Source organism: Salmonella sp. SAL04157 (assembly GCF_046551635.1).
Taxonomy (GTDB): Bacteria; Pseudomonadota; Gammaproteobacteria; order Enterobacterales; family Enterobacteriaceae; genus Salmonella; species Salmonella enterica.
On sequence record NZ_JBGDVS010000002.1, the window covers coordinates 102994 to 117557 of the forward strand.

Annotated in this window: 24 protein-coding genes and 1 pseudogene; 19 read left to right on the forward strand and 6 right to left on the reverse strand. The window is 48.7% G+C overall.

What is annotated here, in order from left to right:
- The 6 genes from ACLJRE_RS03945 to ACLJRE_RS03970 form a co-directional block, all read right to left on the reverse strand.
- On the reverse strand, positions 1-555 hold the full coding sequence (locus ACLJRE_RS03945) for a siphovirus Gp157 family protein (RefSeq protein WP_000205292.1): 555 nt from the start codon (positions 553-555) through the stop codon (positions 1-3).
- Positions 552-2825, reverse strand: coding sequence for a hypothetical protein (locus ACLJRE_RS03950; protein ID WP_080213894.1), 2274 nt, complete (start codon positions 2823-2825; stop codon positions 552-554). Before ACLJRE_RS03950 ends, ACLJRE_RS03945 begins: the two co-directional genes overlap by 4 nt.
- 29 nt (positions 2826-2854) lie before the next feature.
- A complete protein-coding gene (locus tag ACLJRE_RS03955; RefSeq protein ID WP_080213895.1) occupies positions 2855-3100 on the reverse strand; it encodes a hypothetical protein in 246 nt (81 codons plus the stop codon).
- A 7-nt stretch (positions 3101-3107) separates the two neighbouring features.
- Positions 3108-3431 carry a hypothetical protein gene (locus tag ACLJRE_RS03960; RefSeq protein ID WP_000387662.1) on the reverse strand — a complete coding sequence of 108 codons (324 nt, stop codon included), beginning with the start codon at positions 3429-3431 and terminating at the stop codon, positions 3108-3110.
- Positions 3432-3923: 492 nt separating this feature from the next.
- On the reverse strand, positions 3924-4070 hold the full coding sequence (locus ACLJRE_RS03965; protein ID WP_016152511.1) for a hypothetical protein: 147 nt from the start codon (positions 4068-4070) through the stop codon (positions 3924-3926).
- 187 nt (positions 4071-4257) lie between these two features.
- Positions 4258-4659 (reverse strand): helix-turn-helix domain-containing protein, encoded by a 402-nt coding sequence (locus ACLJRE_RS03970; protein WP_024142132.1) that lies wholly within the window; start codon positions 4657-4659, stop codon positions 4258-4260.
- 78 nt (positions 4660-4737) lie between these two features.
- Between ACLJRE_RS03970 and ACLJRE_RS03975 the strand changes: the two genes are divergently transcribed.
- From ACLJRE_RS03975 to ACLJRE_RS04065, 19 genes and pseudogenes are all read left to right on the forward strand, one after another.
- A complete protein-coding gene (locus ACLJRE_RS03975; protein WP_023228218.1) occupies positions 4738-4941 on the forward strand; it encodes a Cro/CI family transcriptional regulator in 204 nt (67 codons plus the stop codon).
- Positions 4942-5005: 64 nt separating this feature from the next.
- A complete protein-coding gene (locus ACLJRE_RS03980; protein WP_058108933.1) occupies positions 5006-5452 on the forward strand; it encodes a toxin YdaT family protein in 447 nt (148 codons plus the stop codon).
- A gap of 22 nt (positions 5453-5474) precedes the next feature.
- Complete coding sequence (locus tag ACLJRE_RS03985) at positions 5475-5699, forward strand: hypothetical protein (protein ID WP_015406026.1); 225 nt, start codon at positions 5475-5477, stop codon at positions 5697-5699.
- Between the two features lie 2 nt (positions 5700-5701).
- A complete protein-coding gene (locus tag ACLJRE_RS03990) occupies positions 5702-6682 on the forward strand; it encodes a helix-turn-helix domain-containing protein (protein ID WP_080213896.1) in 981 nt (326 codons plus the stop codon).
- Entirely contained in the window at positions 6679-8067 is a 1389-nt protein-coding gene (locus ACLJRE_RS03995; protein ID WP_080213897.1) for a replicative DNA helicase, read from the forward strand. The genes ACLJRE_RS03990 and ACLJRE_RS03995 overlap by 4 nt, the downstream gene beginning before the upstream one ends.
- A gap of 37 nt (positions 8068-8104) precedes the next feature.
- A complete protein-coding gene (locus ACLJRE_RS04000; protein WP_058108909.1) occupies positions 8105-8785 on the forward strand; it encodes a hypothetical protein in 681 nt (226 codons plus the stop codon).
- Between the two features lie 3 nt (positions 8786-8788).
- A complete protein-coding gene (locus ACLJRE_RS04005) occupies positions 8789-9037 on the forward strand; it encodes a hypothetical protein (protein WP_000918618.1) in 249 nt (82 codons plus the stop codon).
- Positions 9030-9632 (forward strand): MT-A70 family methyltransferase, encoded by a 603-nt coding sequence (locus tag ACLJRE_RS04010; protein WP_023228212.1) that lies wholly within the window; start codon positions 9030-9032, stop codon positions 9630-9632. Before ACLJRE_RS04005 ends, ACLJRE_RS04010 begins: the two co-directional genes overlap by 8 nt.
- Positions 9629-9718 (forward strand): annotated as a pseudogene (locus tag ACLJRE_RS04015) (methyltransferase); the annotation flags it as partial. The gene ACLJRE_RS04010 and the pseudogene ACLJRE_RS04015, both read left to right, overlap by 4 nt.
- Positions 9719-9798: 80 nt before the next feature.
- Positions 9799-10137, forward strand: coding sequence for a hypothetical protein (locus ACLJRE_RS04020; protein ID WP_001129735.1), 339 nt, complete (start codon positions 9799-9801; stop codon positions 10135-10137).
- 183 nt (positions 10138-10320) lie between these two features.
- A complete protein-coding gene (locus ACLJRE_RS04025) occupies positions 10321-10512 on the forward strand; it encodes a hypothetical protein (RefSeq protein WP_000474096.1) in 192 nt (63 codons plus the stop codon).
- Positions 10513-10580: 68 nt separating this feature from the next.
- Positions 10581-11177: a DUF1367 family protein gene (locus tag ACLJRE_RS04030; RefSeq protein WP_000090037.1), complete on the forward strand. Its 597-nt coding sequence runs from the start codon at positions 10581-10583 to the stop codon at positions 11175-11177.
- Positions 11174-11467, forward strand: a complete 294-nt coding sequence (locus tag ACLJRE_RS04035; protein WP_000717784.1) for a DUF1364 domain-containing protein — start codon at positions 11174-11176, stop codon at positions 11465-11467. Before ACLJRE_RS04030 ends, ACLJRE_RS04035 begins: the two co-directional genes overlap by 4 nt.
- Entirely contained in the window at positions 11464-12042 is a 579-nt protein-coding gene (locus tag ACLJRE_RS04040) for a DUF1133 family protein (protein ID WP_000640103.1), read from the forward strand. Before ACLJRE_RS04035 ends, ACLJRE_RS04040 begins: the two co-directional genes overlap by 4 nt.
- Before the next feature lie 392 nt (positions 12043-12434).
- On the forward strand, positions 12435-12623 hold the full coding sequence (locus ACLJRE_RS04045; protein WP_023221874.1) for a hypothetical protein: 189 nt from the start codon (positions 12435-12437) through the stop codon (positions 12621-12623).
- 88 nt (positions 12624-12711) lie between these two features.
- Positions 12712-13101 (forward strand): phage holin family protein, encoded by a 390-nt coding sequence (locus tag ACLJRE_RS04050; RefSeq protein WP_001623349.1) that lies wholly within the window; start codon positions 12712-12714, stop codon positions 13099-13101.
- Positions 13088-13369 carry a phage holin family protein gene (locus tag ACLJRE_RS04055; protein ID WP_058108910.1) on the forward strand — a complete coding sequence of 94 codons (282 nt, stop codon included), beginning with the start codon at positions 13088-13090 and terminating at the stop codon, positions 13367-13369. Before ACLJRE_RS04050 ends, ACLJRE_RS04055 begins: the two co-directional genes overlap by 14 nt.
- Positions 13369-13983, forward strand: coding sequence for a glycoside hydrolase family 19 protein (locus ACLJRE_RS04060; RefSeq protein ID WP_058108911.1), 615 nt, complete (start codon positions 13369-13371; stop codon positions 13981-13983). Before ACLJRE_RS04055 ends, ACLJRE_RS04060 begins: the two co-directional genes overlap by 1 nt.
- On the forward strand, positions 13980-14522 hold the full coding sequence (locus tag ACLJRE_RS04065) for a DUF2514 family protein (protein ID WP_058108912.1): 543 nt from the start codon (positions 13980-13982) through the stop codon (positions 14520-14522). Before ACLJRE_RS04060 ends, ACLJRE_RS04065 begins: the two co-directional genes overlap by 4 nt.
- Positions 14523-14564: the final 42 nt, after the last annotated feature.

The window sequence follows — 14564 nt, forward strand, 5'->3', positions numbered from 1 at the left end:
TTAGCGTACCTGTAGTGAGCGTTCGCCGATCACAAGATGGGCGCCCGGTACCGGATTTAACAGTTCGGCAGGTACTTCTCCACCGTCAGCAGTGATTTGCGCTGCGGCAGCTTCCGCAGCTTCGATCGCTTCTTTGATGGCTTTTTTGTCCGGGGCGATAATCGTCTGAACAGTAACCAGTTCGTCTGGCAGTAGCTTCTCGTTATCGATGACAACACTGATGCTACCTTTTCTGGCGGAAAAGGTATTTTTAGACGTCTTGAGCTTATCCAGATTAGCGGCCATCAGGCACGACAGAATATATTTACGTAATGTTTTATCTTTATTTTCGAAATGCTTTTTACGTTCCGCCAGACGCTTTATTTCTTCATCGCAGGTTTTGGCATGACCGAGATTATTGCGGGCAATTACCATGATGGCATCCAGCTTATCAGCGAGTTCACCTTCAATACTTTCCAGCGTATCGGCGATCATTTCTGGAGTAAGCTCATCAGAGCTTTCCAGCAATTGCAACAGACTGGTATAGTCAGCAGCTAACGCGATTGCAGTAGTCATTCTGCCTTCTCCTGTGCTTTGTTCAGTTCGGCGATACGTTCATCTTTAATGGTTGTCAGCCGCCGCAGACGCCCACCTAAGTAACGCGCGTGCTGTGTATCACCTTTCGCTTCTGCATCCTTGCGATGCACTTCCGCTTCGCGGGCAATCGATGAATAGACTTTGTTGATCTCGTTTTCTGATACAGCAGATGCAATGGTGTTAGCGACTCGGGTTAGTTTGTCGTCCAGTTCCTGGCGGACGCGGGCTGCATCCTCAGCGTTTTCACTGGCATTTTTCAGCGCGAATTCAGCTTTATTTTTCTGTCGATACTCCGGGTTGTCGTACAGGCCCATGAAAATATCAGCGCAGAAACCAAGCGCAGACAGTGCTTTTTTGGTTGCGTCAGTCAGTGATTTTTTTGTTGCTTCACCATCACAAATAGGGCCATATTTGCTGCCGTAAATATATGGGGTACACCCGAAAGAAATCTCCTCACCGCGTACACTATTGCGGATGTACCAAAGTCTGATTTTGATAACGTGATGTTTTTCTGTCAGGACGCCGCCGACACCGTCGGGGATAAGTTCCCACGTGTTGTTACCGTCAGTGCCTTTGACTGTGCGAGTAATTGGCGCGCCATTGTCAAAGCGCTCTTCCAGAATATCGACACCCCAGCCGATACCTTTTGGACCAAATTCGCGTGTAGCGATCATGGTCATGTAGGTACCATTGATTGAGGTTCCGCCTCCGTTCACAGAGAACGCAGTAGTAAAACGCTCATCTGTTTTGAACACGTTTTTCCACAATTCCAGGTTATCGCGTTCAGCAGACTGCATTTCGTTGATGCTCTGAACCAGTTCAGAGGCCTGCGGGAACTGCTCTTCACGTTTAATGCGCTCGACAAGTTGATCCACATCCTGAACGATATTTTTTACTTTATCGCTCAGCTTTTCTTCCTGCTGGATAGCTTCGTCCCGGTTCGTTGCATAAACACCATAACCCATGCTATTCAGCGTTTCACGGGCTTGTGTTGCCTGATCATCTGTAACAGTTCCTTGTTCGATTACTTCCTGTTTTTTACATTCATTTGAGGCGGCTTCAGACATCAGATTATCAACAGAGAACATTCCATTGCCGAGGTTTGATACCTGTGGTTGGGTATCGGTTTTAACCCATTTCGGATCGTTAGGGTCACTGATGCCTTCGACATATTCGCCACGCGCTGCCGCAAGCAATTTGCCAGTCCTCTCCGCATCGGGTTCAGGACATTCGAACTGACCATGCTCAGTCAGCCATGAATCAATATGGCGCCGCAGAGACTCTGGGAAATGGTAAGTATCTTTAGCTGGCGTGTTCTGTATAACGCCAAAAATACTCGGTCGGTCATATTTGAGGATCTTCTCAGTGGTACGCAGGGCCATTGACCAGCGTTTAAAATCCTCCCGGTCTTCTGCAATGATTTTTTCTGCATCGCGAAGATTTCCTGAAAGCACCGGTGCGTCAGGAGATATAGGCAGCAGGGCGACGGCGATCTCCTGGTCCAGTGTTGCGTAAGTGTGTTTATAACCACGTAGGGGGGCCACTTTAGGACTCTCTATATTATCGCTGGTGTTAAGGGAAGATGTCTTACTTGGTACCATTTCTTCACGCTTACCCGGATTCTCCAGCCAGCGTTTGATAAATTGAGAAATAGCAGCCTTGCCCGGTGTCTGGTCTTCAAATTTAGCTAAGATGGCCTGAATAAGATTGTTTAACCCTTCAACATGCATATGACGAACGGGCTCGTTATTGTGCAGTGCATGAAGGATATTTGAATTAATCCGATCGTCATCATCAAAGGGTTCAGTGTTATTTTCCAGATTATCGAGATAGTCCAGAACCTGAGAATAAAGCACGCCATCTATGGGAGAATTGCTGAACATGAGGACGGCAGCGAACCGTTCCCGGGCTGGCAGCTTCATCAGATCGATGATTTCATCACTGCTTGGTAAACCTGGAACGCTGGTGTCTGGTTTGTTGGCGATCCATTTTTCCCCGTCAAAAGTGTTCGCCTGAGCAAATTGTTCATCAAATTTTCCAACTTCCGGACGAGGCTGATCCTCCGAGTCTTCCCAGATTTTGGGCTTAAAATAGTTGTCGCCGTTTGCCGGGTAGTGTTCCCAGAGTTTGCCAATGACGATACTTTCAGCGACTTTTTTATTTGGTGCTTCGATGCTGATTGCCAGCGCAACAGCACCATCTTTAATAGCCGATTTCTTCGGCTCGAACAGACAGTTGTAAATTGTCATGGTCTTTCCTCTTTGATTACTGGCGCTGGTCAGGCGCCTGATTTTGCAAGTCGGATAGCTACTTTGATTCCTGCTTTCTTCTGCTTAAAAATCGGGTACTTACCTTTTACGGCGTTAGCGTACACAGTTCCGGTTGTTGGATAGAATTCAACGCGGCGAACACCACCGACAATTGTTAGATGCATAATGCCATTTCCGAAATCGCCGTTGTTCTCATGTTCGAGTACAGACAAGCCAGCACTCATTACCTTGTCGATGATAATTTCAGTCTGCATGGTTACCTCAGAACGGAATATCGCTTTCCTGGACAGGAGAGTGATCAATACACAGCAGTTGCTGTATTTTGTCGTCAACCTGGGCTATCTGATGTTTTGCCAGCGTTGCTATCTTCTCTTTCTGACCACGCAACTGGTCGACCTGAAGAGCAATAATGTCGAAAGGTTCTGGCTGGTTTACATCGATGGATATATCGCGAGTCTCCAGCAGGACGTATTGATCTGGAAAGGTGCGTGACATGTCACAGGTAGATACAATGACTTTTTCCTGAGCAAACGTGTTGGCGTTGTAATGGATGTACAGCTTTACTGGGATGGCAAGCGCTTCCATAGCGGCTCCTTACTAGTGTATAATCCGAGCCGATCAGCGGCTCATGTCGTTGGTCTTTCCTCGGTGCAGGGTTGGTCCCCTGTACCACCTCCGGAGTGGTTTGGTCGCCGTTCCGGGTAAAGAAACCCACTTCGGTGGGTTTTTTTACATCTGTTGCCCGTCTTTCCGGGCTGTCAGGGCTGGTCATACCCGCCTGGTCTTTCCTCGGTACTGGTTGCTATGTAAAAAATTGCCCCTCATTGAGACGAGGCAAAGACTACACACAGCAATGGATATTTGATGATCCGTAACGTGGATCATACGGCCTGTTTTTAAGCCTCACGGGGCGTTCTTTACGCGGGCGGACGGCTCAACCGCGTTCACTGCCGTGACAGGGGGCTTGTGTGGTGTTACGCGCCCATTGCTCTTACCTTCCACCACTGCAACGAATCGAATCCAGTTGCGGTCTTTCCCGCATGTCATCGTACTGTCGGCGACCCGAGGCAATTCTCGTTAAATAAGTCCGCTTGCCTGATCTTCGCGGATACATGCTGAAGCCATCCAGAAGACCCATTCTGATTCCCAAAGGTACTGATACGCGGTTTCCCACGAGACCCCATGAGCTCTGATCAGCATATCGGTCATGTCTTTCTTGGTCATATTGGTCTTTCCTCAATTCGGCGTCTGTCTTTCCAGACTGTCAGAACGTTTTTCTGAACAACTGCCGCGTGGTTAGTGCGTCGTTGATGGTGGTGAGCTTAATTAAAGGTAAGTTAACAGTCAATGATTTTTGCTTAAAAAAAGTTAAGCTGGTTGGTGTGAGAAAATAACCAATTGAATAATATAACTATTTTTTTTGTGATTTTTTTCTGGCAGCTAATAGTTCTTCGAACAGAGCATTGAAGTCATCAACTTTTTGCTCCAATTCAGTCAAATGTCGGTCTTTCTCTGATTCAGGAAGGGAATCGAAAAGCTCAAGCAGTTTCTGTTGACGCTCATCTAACTCTGCTGGGATCTCTGATGGAGGTAATGGAGTTTGGTCTTCATCACCATAAAGCAACCATGTGGGAGAACATTTCAAGGCCTTACTTAATGTGAATAGATTCTTGCCTCGCGGCTGCGTTTCACCACTTTCCCATTTAAAGATAGTGACGTGTGAAACCTTCACAGCATCTGCAAGTTTCTGCTGCGACATATCGAGCTGTGTTCTTCTGCTACGGATGCGGTCATTCAGTTCAATGTTCTTCATAGGGTTAATGTAAATTAATTTGACTTACCTTATGTTAAGTTGTAATTTCCAAACAAACGTTAACGTTAGGAGGCGAATGTGCTTACTCAAGATGCAATAAATTACTTTGGCAGTAAGACCAAATTGGCAAAAGCATTGGGCGTATCTCAGCCCGCAGTTTCTCGTTGGGGAGTACATGTCCCCGAAAAGAGAGCTGCGCGTTTGGCTCTGATGACCGCAGGCCAGCTTGTATATGATCCGTGCGAATACCAGAACATTACAAAAACTGATGATGCAGCTTAACAAGAGGCGTATTCGAAATCTGATTACGCTTAATCAGGTTTTCAGCGACAGGAGACGCGACGAAGTGGAAAACCTCGACGAACTGAAAAGAGAAATCTTCAACTGGGCTGCTGAGCGTGGGCAGGAACATGTTGCTATCGAGATCACTCGCATGTGGTTTCGAATGGGCGACAATACCAGCTGCGTAAAACTGCACCCGATGGAAGATTCAAAAGGTAATGCTGACTGGCGGGCGATCAACAACAACCGGCAGCAGATTTTTCGCTGGCTACGTGGTGAGACGAAAGCGGCAAGAATCAAAACTAAAGCGCTGGCCATGGCGATGGAGGCTGCATTGCCTGCGGAACGATATGCACAGCTGGGGATGACCACTCAGCAGTTAATTTGCATCGCGATTCGTGATTTTGCCGCGGCGATTATTGCCTTGTTGCTTGATGCCAGAGATCGACCACAGCGGATAGCACAGGCATTACAAGCCATACAGGAAACACAGCGCCTGACCAGCGTTTAACTTGTATCGAGGAAAGACCAATATGCAGACATCAACAGACCGCATCACCTGGCGGAACGGCTGGCGTTTAAATGGCGAGCCATCCTGTGCACAGGACGTACGGGGAATATTTGAAGAACGCCTGTCCGCTAAAAAATGGGAAATTTATGAGAAACGCAAAGCTGAGATGATCGAGACGTGCGTTTTTCTCACACCAAAAGACTACGAAATAGCCTGTCGTGAACTGGCTGAGCTGCTGGGGATCTGACTATGAGCATGACCCTAATGGCCCGGGCTATGGCAATAAAAACCGGAAACCCAATCCGTAAACTGGTGCTGATTAAACTTGCTGATAACGCCAATGATAATGGTGAATGCTGGCCATCTTATCAGCACATTGCTGATCATTGCGAATGCAGCAGGAGTGCTGTTCGTACGCATATTGACGCGCTTATTGGCATGGGCGTTTTAACAAAAGAAAACCGCATGGGTATAAACAATGGTAAGGGCAATACGTCGAATGTGTATTACCTGAATCTTGATACCCCTGTGCCACCAAAAAGCACAGCCCCTGTGCCGTCAAAAATCACAGGTATGCCGTTAGAAAACACACCCCCTATGCCATGTGGTGGCACCAGAACCAGTCACTCTTTTGAACCAGTCAATGAACCTAATGATCCCCCTAACCCCCAGAAGGGGGAGGGCGACGAATGGCTCCTTGCTGACGCTAAAAAAGCCCTGGAATTCTACAACGAACAAACCGGAACCCGTTGCCGTGATATTAAGCCGTTCGTACTAATGCTGACGCCGACAAAAACACGCGAAGCATACACACTGGCTGAGCTGCAATTAGTTATTCGTTGGGTACTGGCTACCTGGCGCCGCCGTGGTTCTGGTTTGCCAAAACCGGCCAATATTTGCCGCGTAAATCGCTTTGACGGTTATCTCGCGGATGCAGAAGCATGGGCTACTACAGAGGCTGATGTTGATCCGGATGCTGTCATGAACGGCTACAACGAAATATTTGCTGACACACTGCCTGCTGCTGAACTGGATGCCGATCGTCGAGGGATGATTATCCGCCTGGCTGCTCACATGAAAAATAAAACTACGGGGGCATTTCTTGGCTATTTCGAAAAATTCCGCGCTGATGCACCCGATTTTTATTTCGGTGCCAGTGGCTGGCGCGCCAGCTTTGATTATCTGATGAAACCTGAAACGTTGCGTAAAACAAGGGAGGAAGCACTGTGAGTCCTCAGGAACTGGAAGCATGTGTACTGGCTGGCCTGTTGAATGGCGGCGCTTCACCTGATGCATTCGATGTGATCGCCTCCACCCCAGAAGAATCATTCAGCATAGGATTTTATCGCCGTACATTCAGCGAAATAAAAAAACAGGCGCTGACTAGTGGCATGATTGACATGTTATTTATTAGCGAAGCACTGGGTGGTTCGAGTCTGGCTAACTTGTCGGAAATATCCCGTATCCCTGCAACGGTGCCAAACCTCAAAGGCTATGCGAGGAAGATGGTTAAGGCATGGCGAAGTCGTGCGCTGGCGAAGCTCCTGCAGGATGGGGCCGATGGCATTCGTAACGCAGCAAACCAGGATCAACGCGATCAGATAGTCGAAAACGCCGTAGCACAACTGCTGGATATGACTGCCGATAGTGGTGACGTTCAACCGGTACATATCAACGAGCTATTGCCCGCTTACATGGACACAGTACAGAAACGTATGGATGGCGATGAGTCCACGCGCAATTTGCTGACTGGTATTGTGGATCTTGATAACGCAACAGGTGGGATTAACCCGCAGGATCTTATTGTTGTGGCTGGTCGTCCTGGTATGGGTAAAACAGAATTCGCTCTTACGGTTGTGGAAGGTGTAACGTCAAAAGGAGGTGGAGCGCTCATTTTCAGCATGGAGATGGCTGCTGCTCAGATTGTCGAGCGTTCGCTGGCTGGCGCTGGAAACTTGTCTGTTTCACGTCTGCGTAATCCTCAGGATATGTACGACGAGGACTGGGCACGATTGACTGCCGCCATTGGTGAGCTTACGGACCGGGATATCTGGATTGTCGATGCGACCGACCTTACAGTTGAACAGATTCGCGCGATTGCAGAAACGCACAAACGACGCCATCCGCATCTGGCAATGATTATGGTCGATTATCTCGGTCTGATTAAAAAACCGAAAGCAGAGCGTAACGACCTTGCCGTAGCGCACATTTCTCGCAATCTCAAAACGATGGCTATGCGGCTACATACACCGACCTTTGCGCTCAGCCAGCTTTCCCGCGCGGTTGATGCGCGTCCGGCGGCGCAACGTCGCCCCGTAATGTCAGACCTGCGTGATTCTGGTTCCATCGAGCAGGATGCTGACAGCATTCTGTTTCTGTACCGCGATGATGTTTATAACCCTGAAAGCCCGGCGGCTGGTGTAGCTGAAGTCATTCTGGGCAAATGCCGGTTCGCTGCTGCTGGCACCGTAATTTACCAGGAATTTAAAAACGGACACTTTCTGCCGATCGATCAGCACGTCGGCAAAGAGAAGACCCGCATTCAACTGGAGGCAGCAAAAACCAGAAAACCGCACCGCAAATATTCAGAGAAGTACAACACCGATGCATTTTAAGCGCCTGACCCGCGCTAAATTTAGAGAGGAAAGACCAATGACCGATTTAATTTATCCAAAAGTAGAGACCATTGATGATGCCTGTGACTGGACGAATGTAATCATCTGGCGGATGAATGCCGGAGCCAGAGCACGCAGCCGTTCAATGTATGTTCCGTGTCCCCGTCCTGTCCCGGTACCGGGATTAACCGTACGTGTATCTTCGACGGTGAAAAAGGTGAAACTGTCAGGGCCAGCACCTCGGCGTCACACGAAAACGCATACTGGCACAGTGATCTATTCCGGTGGTGAGAAGACAGTTAAACTTCGCGAAACCGCAACGGTCTGGACTTCCGGCAGCAAAGAAAATTACGACAAAAAGACAGGCTACAGGGTGGGGGTAACCAGTCGCTGCCGCTTGCTGCTGGATTCGATTAAACCTATAGCAGCATCTACAGAACCTGTCGTTCAGTCCAAATCCAGCGAATTACCAGCGGTACAACTGGTAGCCATCATGAAGGGAAAAACGCTGTCATACCAGGGGATTATGTCCGCCATTAAAAGATATCACCCGGACATCAAAATTACCATGGAACAACTTCAGAAACGAGTCTTTGCGCTGTGTATGTCTAATTTCGTCGGCATTGAGCGGCATGACGATATGCCCGTTACACACTTTACGCTGAAAAGCGTTGATCCCCGTTTTTACGTTCACTCAGAGAAAAACATGAGGGCTTAAGGTATGGCCGGGCAATCGGACTACCTCCCGCCCGGCTTACCGCTCAATCGTGCCAAATGGCCGCAAGAGTGCCAACTCAAAGAGCATTATGACATGCGCGCCGCCGCGCTCGTTCGCCAGCTCTATGAGCGCAAAGTCACTCGCCAGATGGTTATACAGCACATTGACGCGACGCCGGAGAGCTACCGGGATTTTTTCAGAGGGCGTTTGAATTACTGGCGCCAGATGCGCGAAGGGGGAAATAGTGAATAAAAAATACACATTAATTTATGCAGATCCGCCTTGGGCGTACCGGGACAAAGCTGCAGATGGTGGCCGTGGAGCCGGGTTCAAATATCCCGTGATGAATGTTCTCGACATCTGCCGCCTGCCTGTGTGGGATCTTGCAGCGCAAAGTTGCCTGTTGGCTATGTGGTGGGTCCCAACGCAGCCGATTGAAGCACTGAAGGTTGTCGAGGCGTGGGGTTTCCGTCTGATGACAATGAAAGGCTTTACCTGGAATAAATGTGGGAGCCGCCAGACGGATAAGCTGGTGATGGGAATGGGGCATATGACACGTGCAAATAGTGAAGATTGTCTTTTTGCGATTAAAGGAAATCTTCCTGAACGCATTGACGCCGGGATCGTCCAGTCATTTACCGCGCCGCGCCTGGAGCATTCGCAAAAACCTGACTTTGTGCGTGAAAAATTGGTGCAATTGCTTGGTGATGTTCCACGTATTGAACTGTTTGCTCGCCAGTCCTCTCATGGGTTTGACGTATGGGGAAATGAGTGTGATTCACCTGATGTAATGCTGCTGCCAGGAATAGCTGAATTTATCAAGGAACATGGGGAGTGTGCGGCATGACTAATGTAGCAACAATTCTTGATATGTGCTGCGGTTCTCGAATGTTCTGGTTCGATAAGCAGGACGAAAGAGCAGTTTTCACTGATAATGCTGTTCCCCCACCTTTCGCAGAGGCGCTGGTGAGGGCTAATTTACCTGAATTATGTGTAAGCAGGGAGGCAGCATAATGGCAAAATCAGCATCAGAACGTAAAGCAGCGCAACGCGCCCGTCAGTCTGCCGCTGGTGAGCGCAAGATTGAACTGGTGCTTGATTCTCAGGAGCTGGACATGTTGGAGCGGAACTGCGCCGCCCGCCGCCCGGGTCGTGCGCCGTATGAAATGGGCGAATATATTGCGATGCTAATTCGTCAGGATGATGCGCGAGTTCGTGGACGTATCAAATCAATCAGCGCAAATCAATGTGGAAAATGCGGCGACGCGCTGCCGATTACATCATGCCCATGTGCAGGTGATTCTCAGTGCTGGGTTACGTCTGGATGGCATGCGGTGAAACTAACAATGTGACATGTCACGCCAGTCTGCAACATGTAAATAAACCGCCATAAAGGCGGTTTTTCTTTATTTAACATAGTGTTAAATAATAAATCTATTTCATTTTTTAACGTTTTGTGCCTTTAAAAGTTTGCACTTCCAATTACTAAGGAGTATATATACTGGATATCTATACAGTTATCGCAGGGAGGGCGCGTGTTTAAAAAGACGGAGATAGGGGAACATCTCCCCGATAATGGTCGCGTTCTCATTACCTGTAAAAATGGCAAGGTGATGTCTTTAAGAAACGTGTACGACGATGAACATGTCGCATCCCTTAAATCATTGTTAGAACTGGCAGAACAAGCAGGCTGTATTGTTGTTCAAAAAGGTAAACAAAGGGTATAATCACGGTACCGGACTGAACACCCGGCAAACTGTATTTCTGAGCAATTGCTGCGCTAAAGGGGAAACCAATGGCGCAGTATTCATTTGTAAAATCAGCGGGCGGTGTACTTATTCCAGCAACCCCGGATGCTCGCGAATTTATCGACAAAAAATTTCGTCTGGGCGCTGTTTTGTATGCCGACTTTAAACAGGCACGTAATGCAGCGTTTCACAGAAAATTTTTCGCACTCCTCAATCTTGGGTTCGATTACTGGCAACCGTCGGGCGGTGCAATATCCCCGGCAGATAAAAAACTGGTTCGGGGATATGTACAACTGGTTGCTCACTACGCGGGTCACGAAGAAACACTCCAGGAACTGGCCGATCAATATCTGCATGAAGAAGCTGAGAAACGCGCCAGCAATATCAGCTCCGTCAAATCCTTTGAAGCGTTCCGCGCATGGGTGACAATCGAATCAGGTTTTTATACTGAATACCAGATGCCGGATGGCACCAGCCGCAAAGAACCAAAATCTATATCGTTCGCAAAAATGGACGATATTGAATTCTCCCAGCTTTATAAATCCGTTCTTGATGTGCTCTGGAATTATATCTTATACCGCACATTCCCGACTCAGCAGGCAGCGGAGAACGCCGCCGCCCAACTATTCAGTTATGCCGCATGAAAAAAATCGACCTGACAAAGCAGGCCCGCGATCGCATGTGTACTGTACGAATTCCGGGGATCTGTAATTTCAATCCTGAAACCAGTGTGCTGGCCCATTATCGCATGAGTGATACCTGTGGAACGGGCATTAAACCACATGACATGCAAGGTGCCATTGCATGCAACTCTTGTCATGACGTAATCGATGGTCGTGTGAAAACCGATATTGATCAAGACACCCTGAGGCTATATCACGCTGAAGGTGTTTTCCGTACTCAACAGATATGGAGAGAGGAAGGCTTTATATGATTTATCCTTCAACTTCAGGAAAACCCGATGAGACATTCCGGCTTCGCACGCTCGAATCCGTGTGGATTCAGGGTAAATTACGTATGTGGGGCCGCTGGTCACACATAGGCGGAGGGACTGGTGGTGATATGTTTAATGCGCTTCTCGCTTCGAAAAAAGTGAGTAAAACCGCCATACAGCAGGTATTACGGCATCTCAAAGCATCAGGTTTAAGTAAGGATGAGTTGCGGGAATATTTTGAGGATCTACTTGCCGGGAAAAATAAAAGTCACCTGGCTTTTTGCACAGATGCGGAAGGGCTTATGATGGATGCTGTGATCGGTGAAATCCTTGTTCGTGCTGGCCATAAGAAGCTGTTTGGTCTTATCTGCCAGCGATATAAGCGTCGAATGAGCAAAAAGGCAATGGCGAGAGAACTAAACGAAATGCATCCGGAGTGGTGTCTGAGAACCTGCGAAAGCAGAATTGATGTCTGGTTACAAATGGCAGAAGCAATGTTGTATCAGCCAATGTGTGAAGTATTCGAAAAAAAACCTGACAGATTTCGTTTGCATGATTGCGCGGGTGTTGCTTGAATTCAGATAAGCTCGCGAAGCTTTATCCGCAGCGACAGATTCAAAGAAGAACCCGCCACGGCGGTTTTTTTCGTTTGCAGGTCTCGGTAATCATCGGGGCTTTTTCACATTCAGGGCTCACTGGCGGACGGCTCATAACCCAATCCGACAGACGCTTGCGTAGAGCCCGTCCACTATATCAGGCTCCGGGAACCACCATCGATATTACCTACGTAGCAAACGCAGCCCGTGAAGCCTGACCCTTTGATCACACACTGCGCCATCTGAGCTATCGGTGGTGGGGCTATGACTGGAAAGAGCAGCCTGTACAACAGGATTTGAGTTGTGGTTTCTTGCACCGCGGCATTTTCTGCTTCGCCTTATACTATTTGCTTAGTCTTGCGGAGGTGTGAATGAAAGAAGGGTATTACTGGATTCAGCATAACGGTGTTGCTCAGGTGGCATACTATACGAATGACACAGTTGACGATCTGGAATCAGGACAGCTTATTGTCGGTGTCTGGCATCTGACAAGGGGTGATGATATCTGCCATAACGGTGAAGCAGAAGTACTGTCTGGGCCGTTACAGCCGCCAGTTTAAATGACTTAAACCTTATCAGGGCTGCCATCAGGCAGCCTTTTTATTTCCCCTCATAACTGAGAGGACCCACATAACCAGAGGGGGATGAATGTCCGAACCTGTATCCAGTGCGACAGTGTTGGCTGGTGGATTAATGGGGGCCAGTGTATTCGGTCTGGCAACCGGAACCGATTATGGTGTGGTATTCGGTGCTTTTGCCGGCGCGGTGTTTTATGTCGCCACGGCAACCAACATCGGACGCATCAGGCTGGTCGCTTATTTTATTACATCATTTATTGTGGGAGTGCTTGGCGCCGGGCTGATAGGTACTAAGCTTGCGGCAATAACGCATTATGAAAAACCACTGGATGCACTTGGTGCAGTGATTATTTCTGCAATGTGTATAAAGTTTCTCACTTTTCTTAACAGTCAGGATCTGAATAGCCTGTTCAGTATTCTTTCTCGTATCAGGGGAGGGGGATCAGATGGTAGCAAATGACCCTTCTGCAGTTCTGAATTCCGTAATTTGTGGGGTGATAGTCATCGTTCTGATGTTTTACCGACGCGGTGATGCGACACACCGCCCCCTGATTTCGTTACTGGCCTATGTCATGGTGCTGGTATATGCCAGCGTCCCTTTCCGGTTTGTTTTTGGTCTATATGGATCATCCCACTGGCTGGTGGTGATGGTGAATATCCTTATCTGCGCCGCTGTGCTGTGGGCTCGCGGTAATGTGGCGCGTCTGGTCGATGCACTGAGGCACTGATGAATCAACAACAATTTCAGCAGGCGGCTGGTATTAGCGCCGGGCTTTCTGCGCGCTGGTTTCCACACATTGGTGCGGCAATGAGCGAATTCGGTATTACTGCACCACTGGATCAGGCCATGTTCATTGCACAAACGGGGCATGAATCAGCCGGATTTACTGTTCTGAAGGAAAATTTCAATTATTCGGTGGAGGCGCTGAAGAAGACGTTTGGTAAACGCCTGACGACTTATCAGTGCGAAATGCTGGGGCGTATTGATGGTCGCCAGGTTGCCCACCAGCCACAAATAGCCAATCTGGTTTACGGTGGCCGCATGGGTAACAAAGACGCCGGAGATGGCTGGAGGTATCGCGGGCGTGGGCTTATCCAGATTACCGGTCGTGACAATTACCACAAGTGCGGTGATGCGCTGGGTATTGATTTATTGCTGGTGCCACAACTGCTGGAGCAGGAAGGATATGCTGCCCGATCCGCAGCGTGGTTCTTTGTGACTAAAGGGTGTCTGAAATACTCCTGCGACATGGTACGCGTTACGCAGATAATCAACGGAGGACAGAACGGTATTGGTGATCGGTGGGAGCGCTTTGAGAAAGCAAAATCGGTGCTCGTATGATAGTACTGCTGAAATTGCTTAAAAAATTCTGGAAGCCATTAGCAGAAATACTGCTGGTGGCTTTTTTGTTATGTGCTGGTGCGTATTGGTGTTATTCACGAGGTTATCAGAAAGCGGATACATCCTGGAAATTCCAGTGGGCGCAACGAGACCTTACCGATGCGACCGCCGCATTGCAGCATGAAGTAACCGAAAGAGCGAAAGAGCAGCGTCGCCAGCACGCCGCAGATGAAGAACGGAAAAGAGCCGATGAAGAACTGGCAAAAATACAGGCTGATGCTGATGCTGCTGAGCGTGCTCGTGGTGGGCTGCAACAGCAGCTCGCAGCAGTACAACGGCAGCTCGCAGGAAGTGAAACCGGCAGGCTTTCCGCTCTTGCCGCAGCAAGCCAGGCAAAAGCCGAGACCGGAATACTGCTCGCCCAGTTGCTTGGCGAAGCTGACGATCTGGCGGGAAAGTTCGCAAAAGAGGCTGATGAGCGTTATGTCGCCGGAAGCACATGCGAACGCACCTGGGACAAAGTGACCGGGCAGAACTGAAACCTGATAACAAGGAAAATTAATGAAGGCAAAATTATTCGT

Coding starts and splice junctions, on each gene's coding strand:
- ACLJRE_RS03945 (WP_000205292.1), bottom strand. CDS start 555: ATGACTACTGCAATCGCGTTAGCTGCTGACTATACCAGTCTGTTGCAA.
- ACLJRE_RS03950 (WP_080213894.1), bottom strand. CDS start 2,825: ATGACAATTTACAACTGTCTGTTCGAGCCGAAGAAATCGGCTATTAAA.
- ACLJRE_RS03955 (WP_080213895.1), bottom strand. CDS start 3,100: ATGCAGACTGAAATTATCATCGACAAGGTAATGAGTGCTGGCTTGTCT.
- ACLJRE_RS03960 (WP_000387662.1), bottom strand. CDS start 3,431: ATGGAAGCGCTTGCCATCCCAGTAAAGCTGTACATCCATTACAACGCC.
- ACLJRE_RS03965 (WP_016152511.1), bottom strand. CDS start 4,070: ATGACCAAGAAAGACATGACCGATATGCTGATCAGAGCTCATGGGGTC.
- ACLJRE_RS03970 (WP_024142132.1), bottom strand. CDS start 4,659: ATGAAGAACATTGAACTGAATGACCGCATCCGTAGCAGAAGAACACAG.
- ACLJRE_RS03985 (WP_015406026.1), top strand. CDS start 5,475: ATGCAGACATCAACAGACCGCATCACCTGGCGGAACGGCTGGCGTTTA.
- ACLJRE_RS03990 (WP_080213896.1), top strand. CDS start 5,702: ATGAGCATGACCCTAATGGCCCGGGCTATGGCAATAAAAACCGGAAAC.
- ACLJRE_RS04000 (WP_058108909.1), top strand. CDS start 8,105: ATGACCGATTTAATTTATCCAAAAGTAGAGACCATTGATGATGCCTGT.
- ACLJRE_RS04005 (WP_000918618.1), top strand. CDS start 8,789: ATGGCCGGGCAATCGGACTACCTCCCGCCCGGCTTACCGCTCAATCGT.
- ACLJRE_RS04020 (WP_001129735.1), top strand. CDS start 9,799: ATGGCAAAATCAGCATCAGAACGTAAAGCAGCGCAACGCGCCCGTCAG.
- ACLJRE_RS04030 (WP_000090037.1), top strand. CDS start 10,581: ATGGCGCAGTATTCATTTGTAAAATCAGCGGGCGGTGTACTTATTCCA.
- ACLJRE_RS04035 (WP_000717784.1), top strand. CDS start 11,174: ATGAAAAAAATCGACCTGACAAAGCAGGCCCGCGATCGCATGTGTACT.
- ACLJRE_RS04040 (WP_000640103.1), top strand. CDS start 11,464: ATGATTTATCCTTCAACTTCAGGAAAACCCGATGAGACATTCCGGCTT.
- ACLJRE_RS04045 (WP_023221874.1), top strand. CDS start 12,435: ATGAAAGAAGGGTATTACTGGATTCAGCATAACGGTGTTGCTCAGGTG.
- ACLJRE_RS04050 (WP_001623349.1), top strand. CDS start 12,712: ATGTCCGAACCTGTATCCAGTGCGACAGTGTTGGCTGGTGGATTAATG.
- ACLJRE_RS04055 (WP_058108910.1), top strand. CDS start 13,088: ATGGTAGCAAATGACCCTTCTGCAGTTCTGAATTCCGTAATTTGTGGG.
- ACLJRE_RS04060 (WP_058108911.1), top strand. CDS start 13,369: ATGAATCAACAACAATTTCAGCAGGCGGCTGGTATTAGCGCCGGGCTT.
- ACLJRE_RS04065 (WP_058108912.1), top strand. CDS start 13,980: ATGATAGTACTGCTGAAATTGCTTAAAAAATTCTGGAAGCCATTAGCA.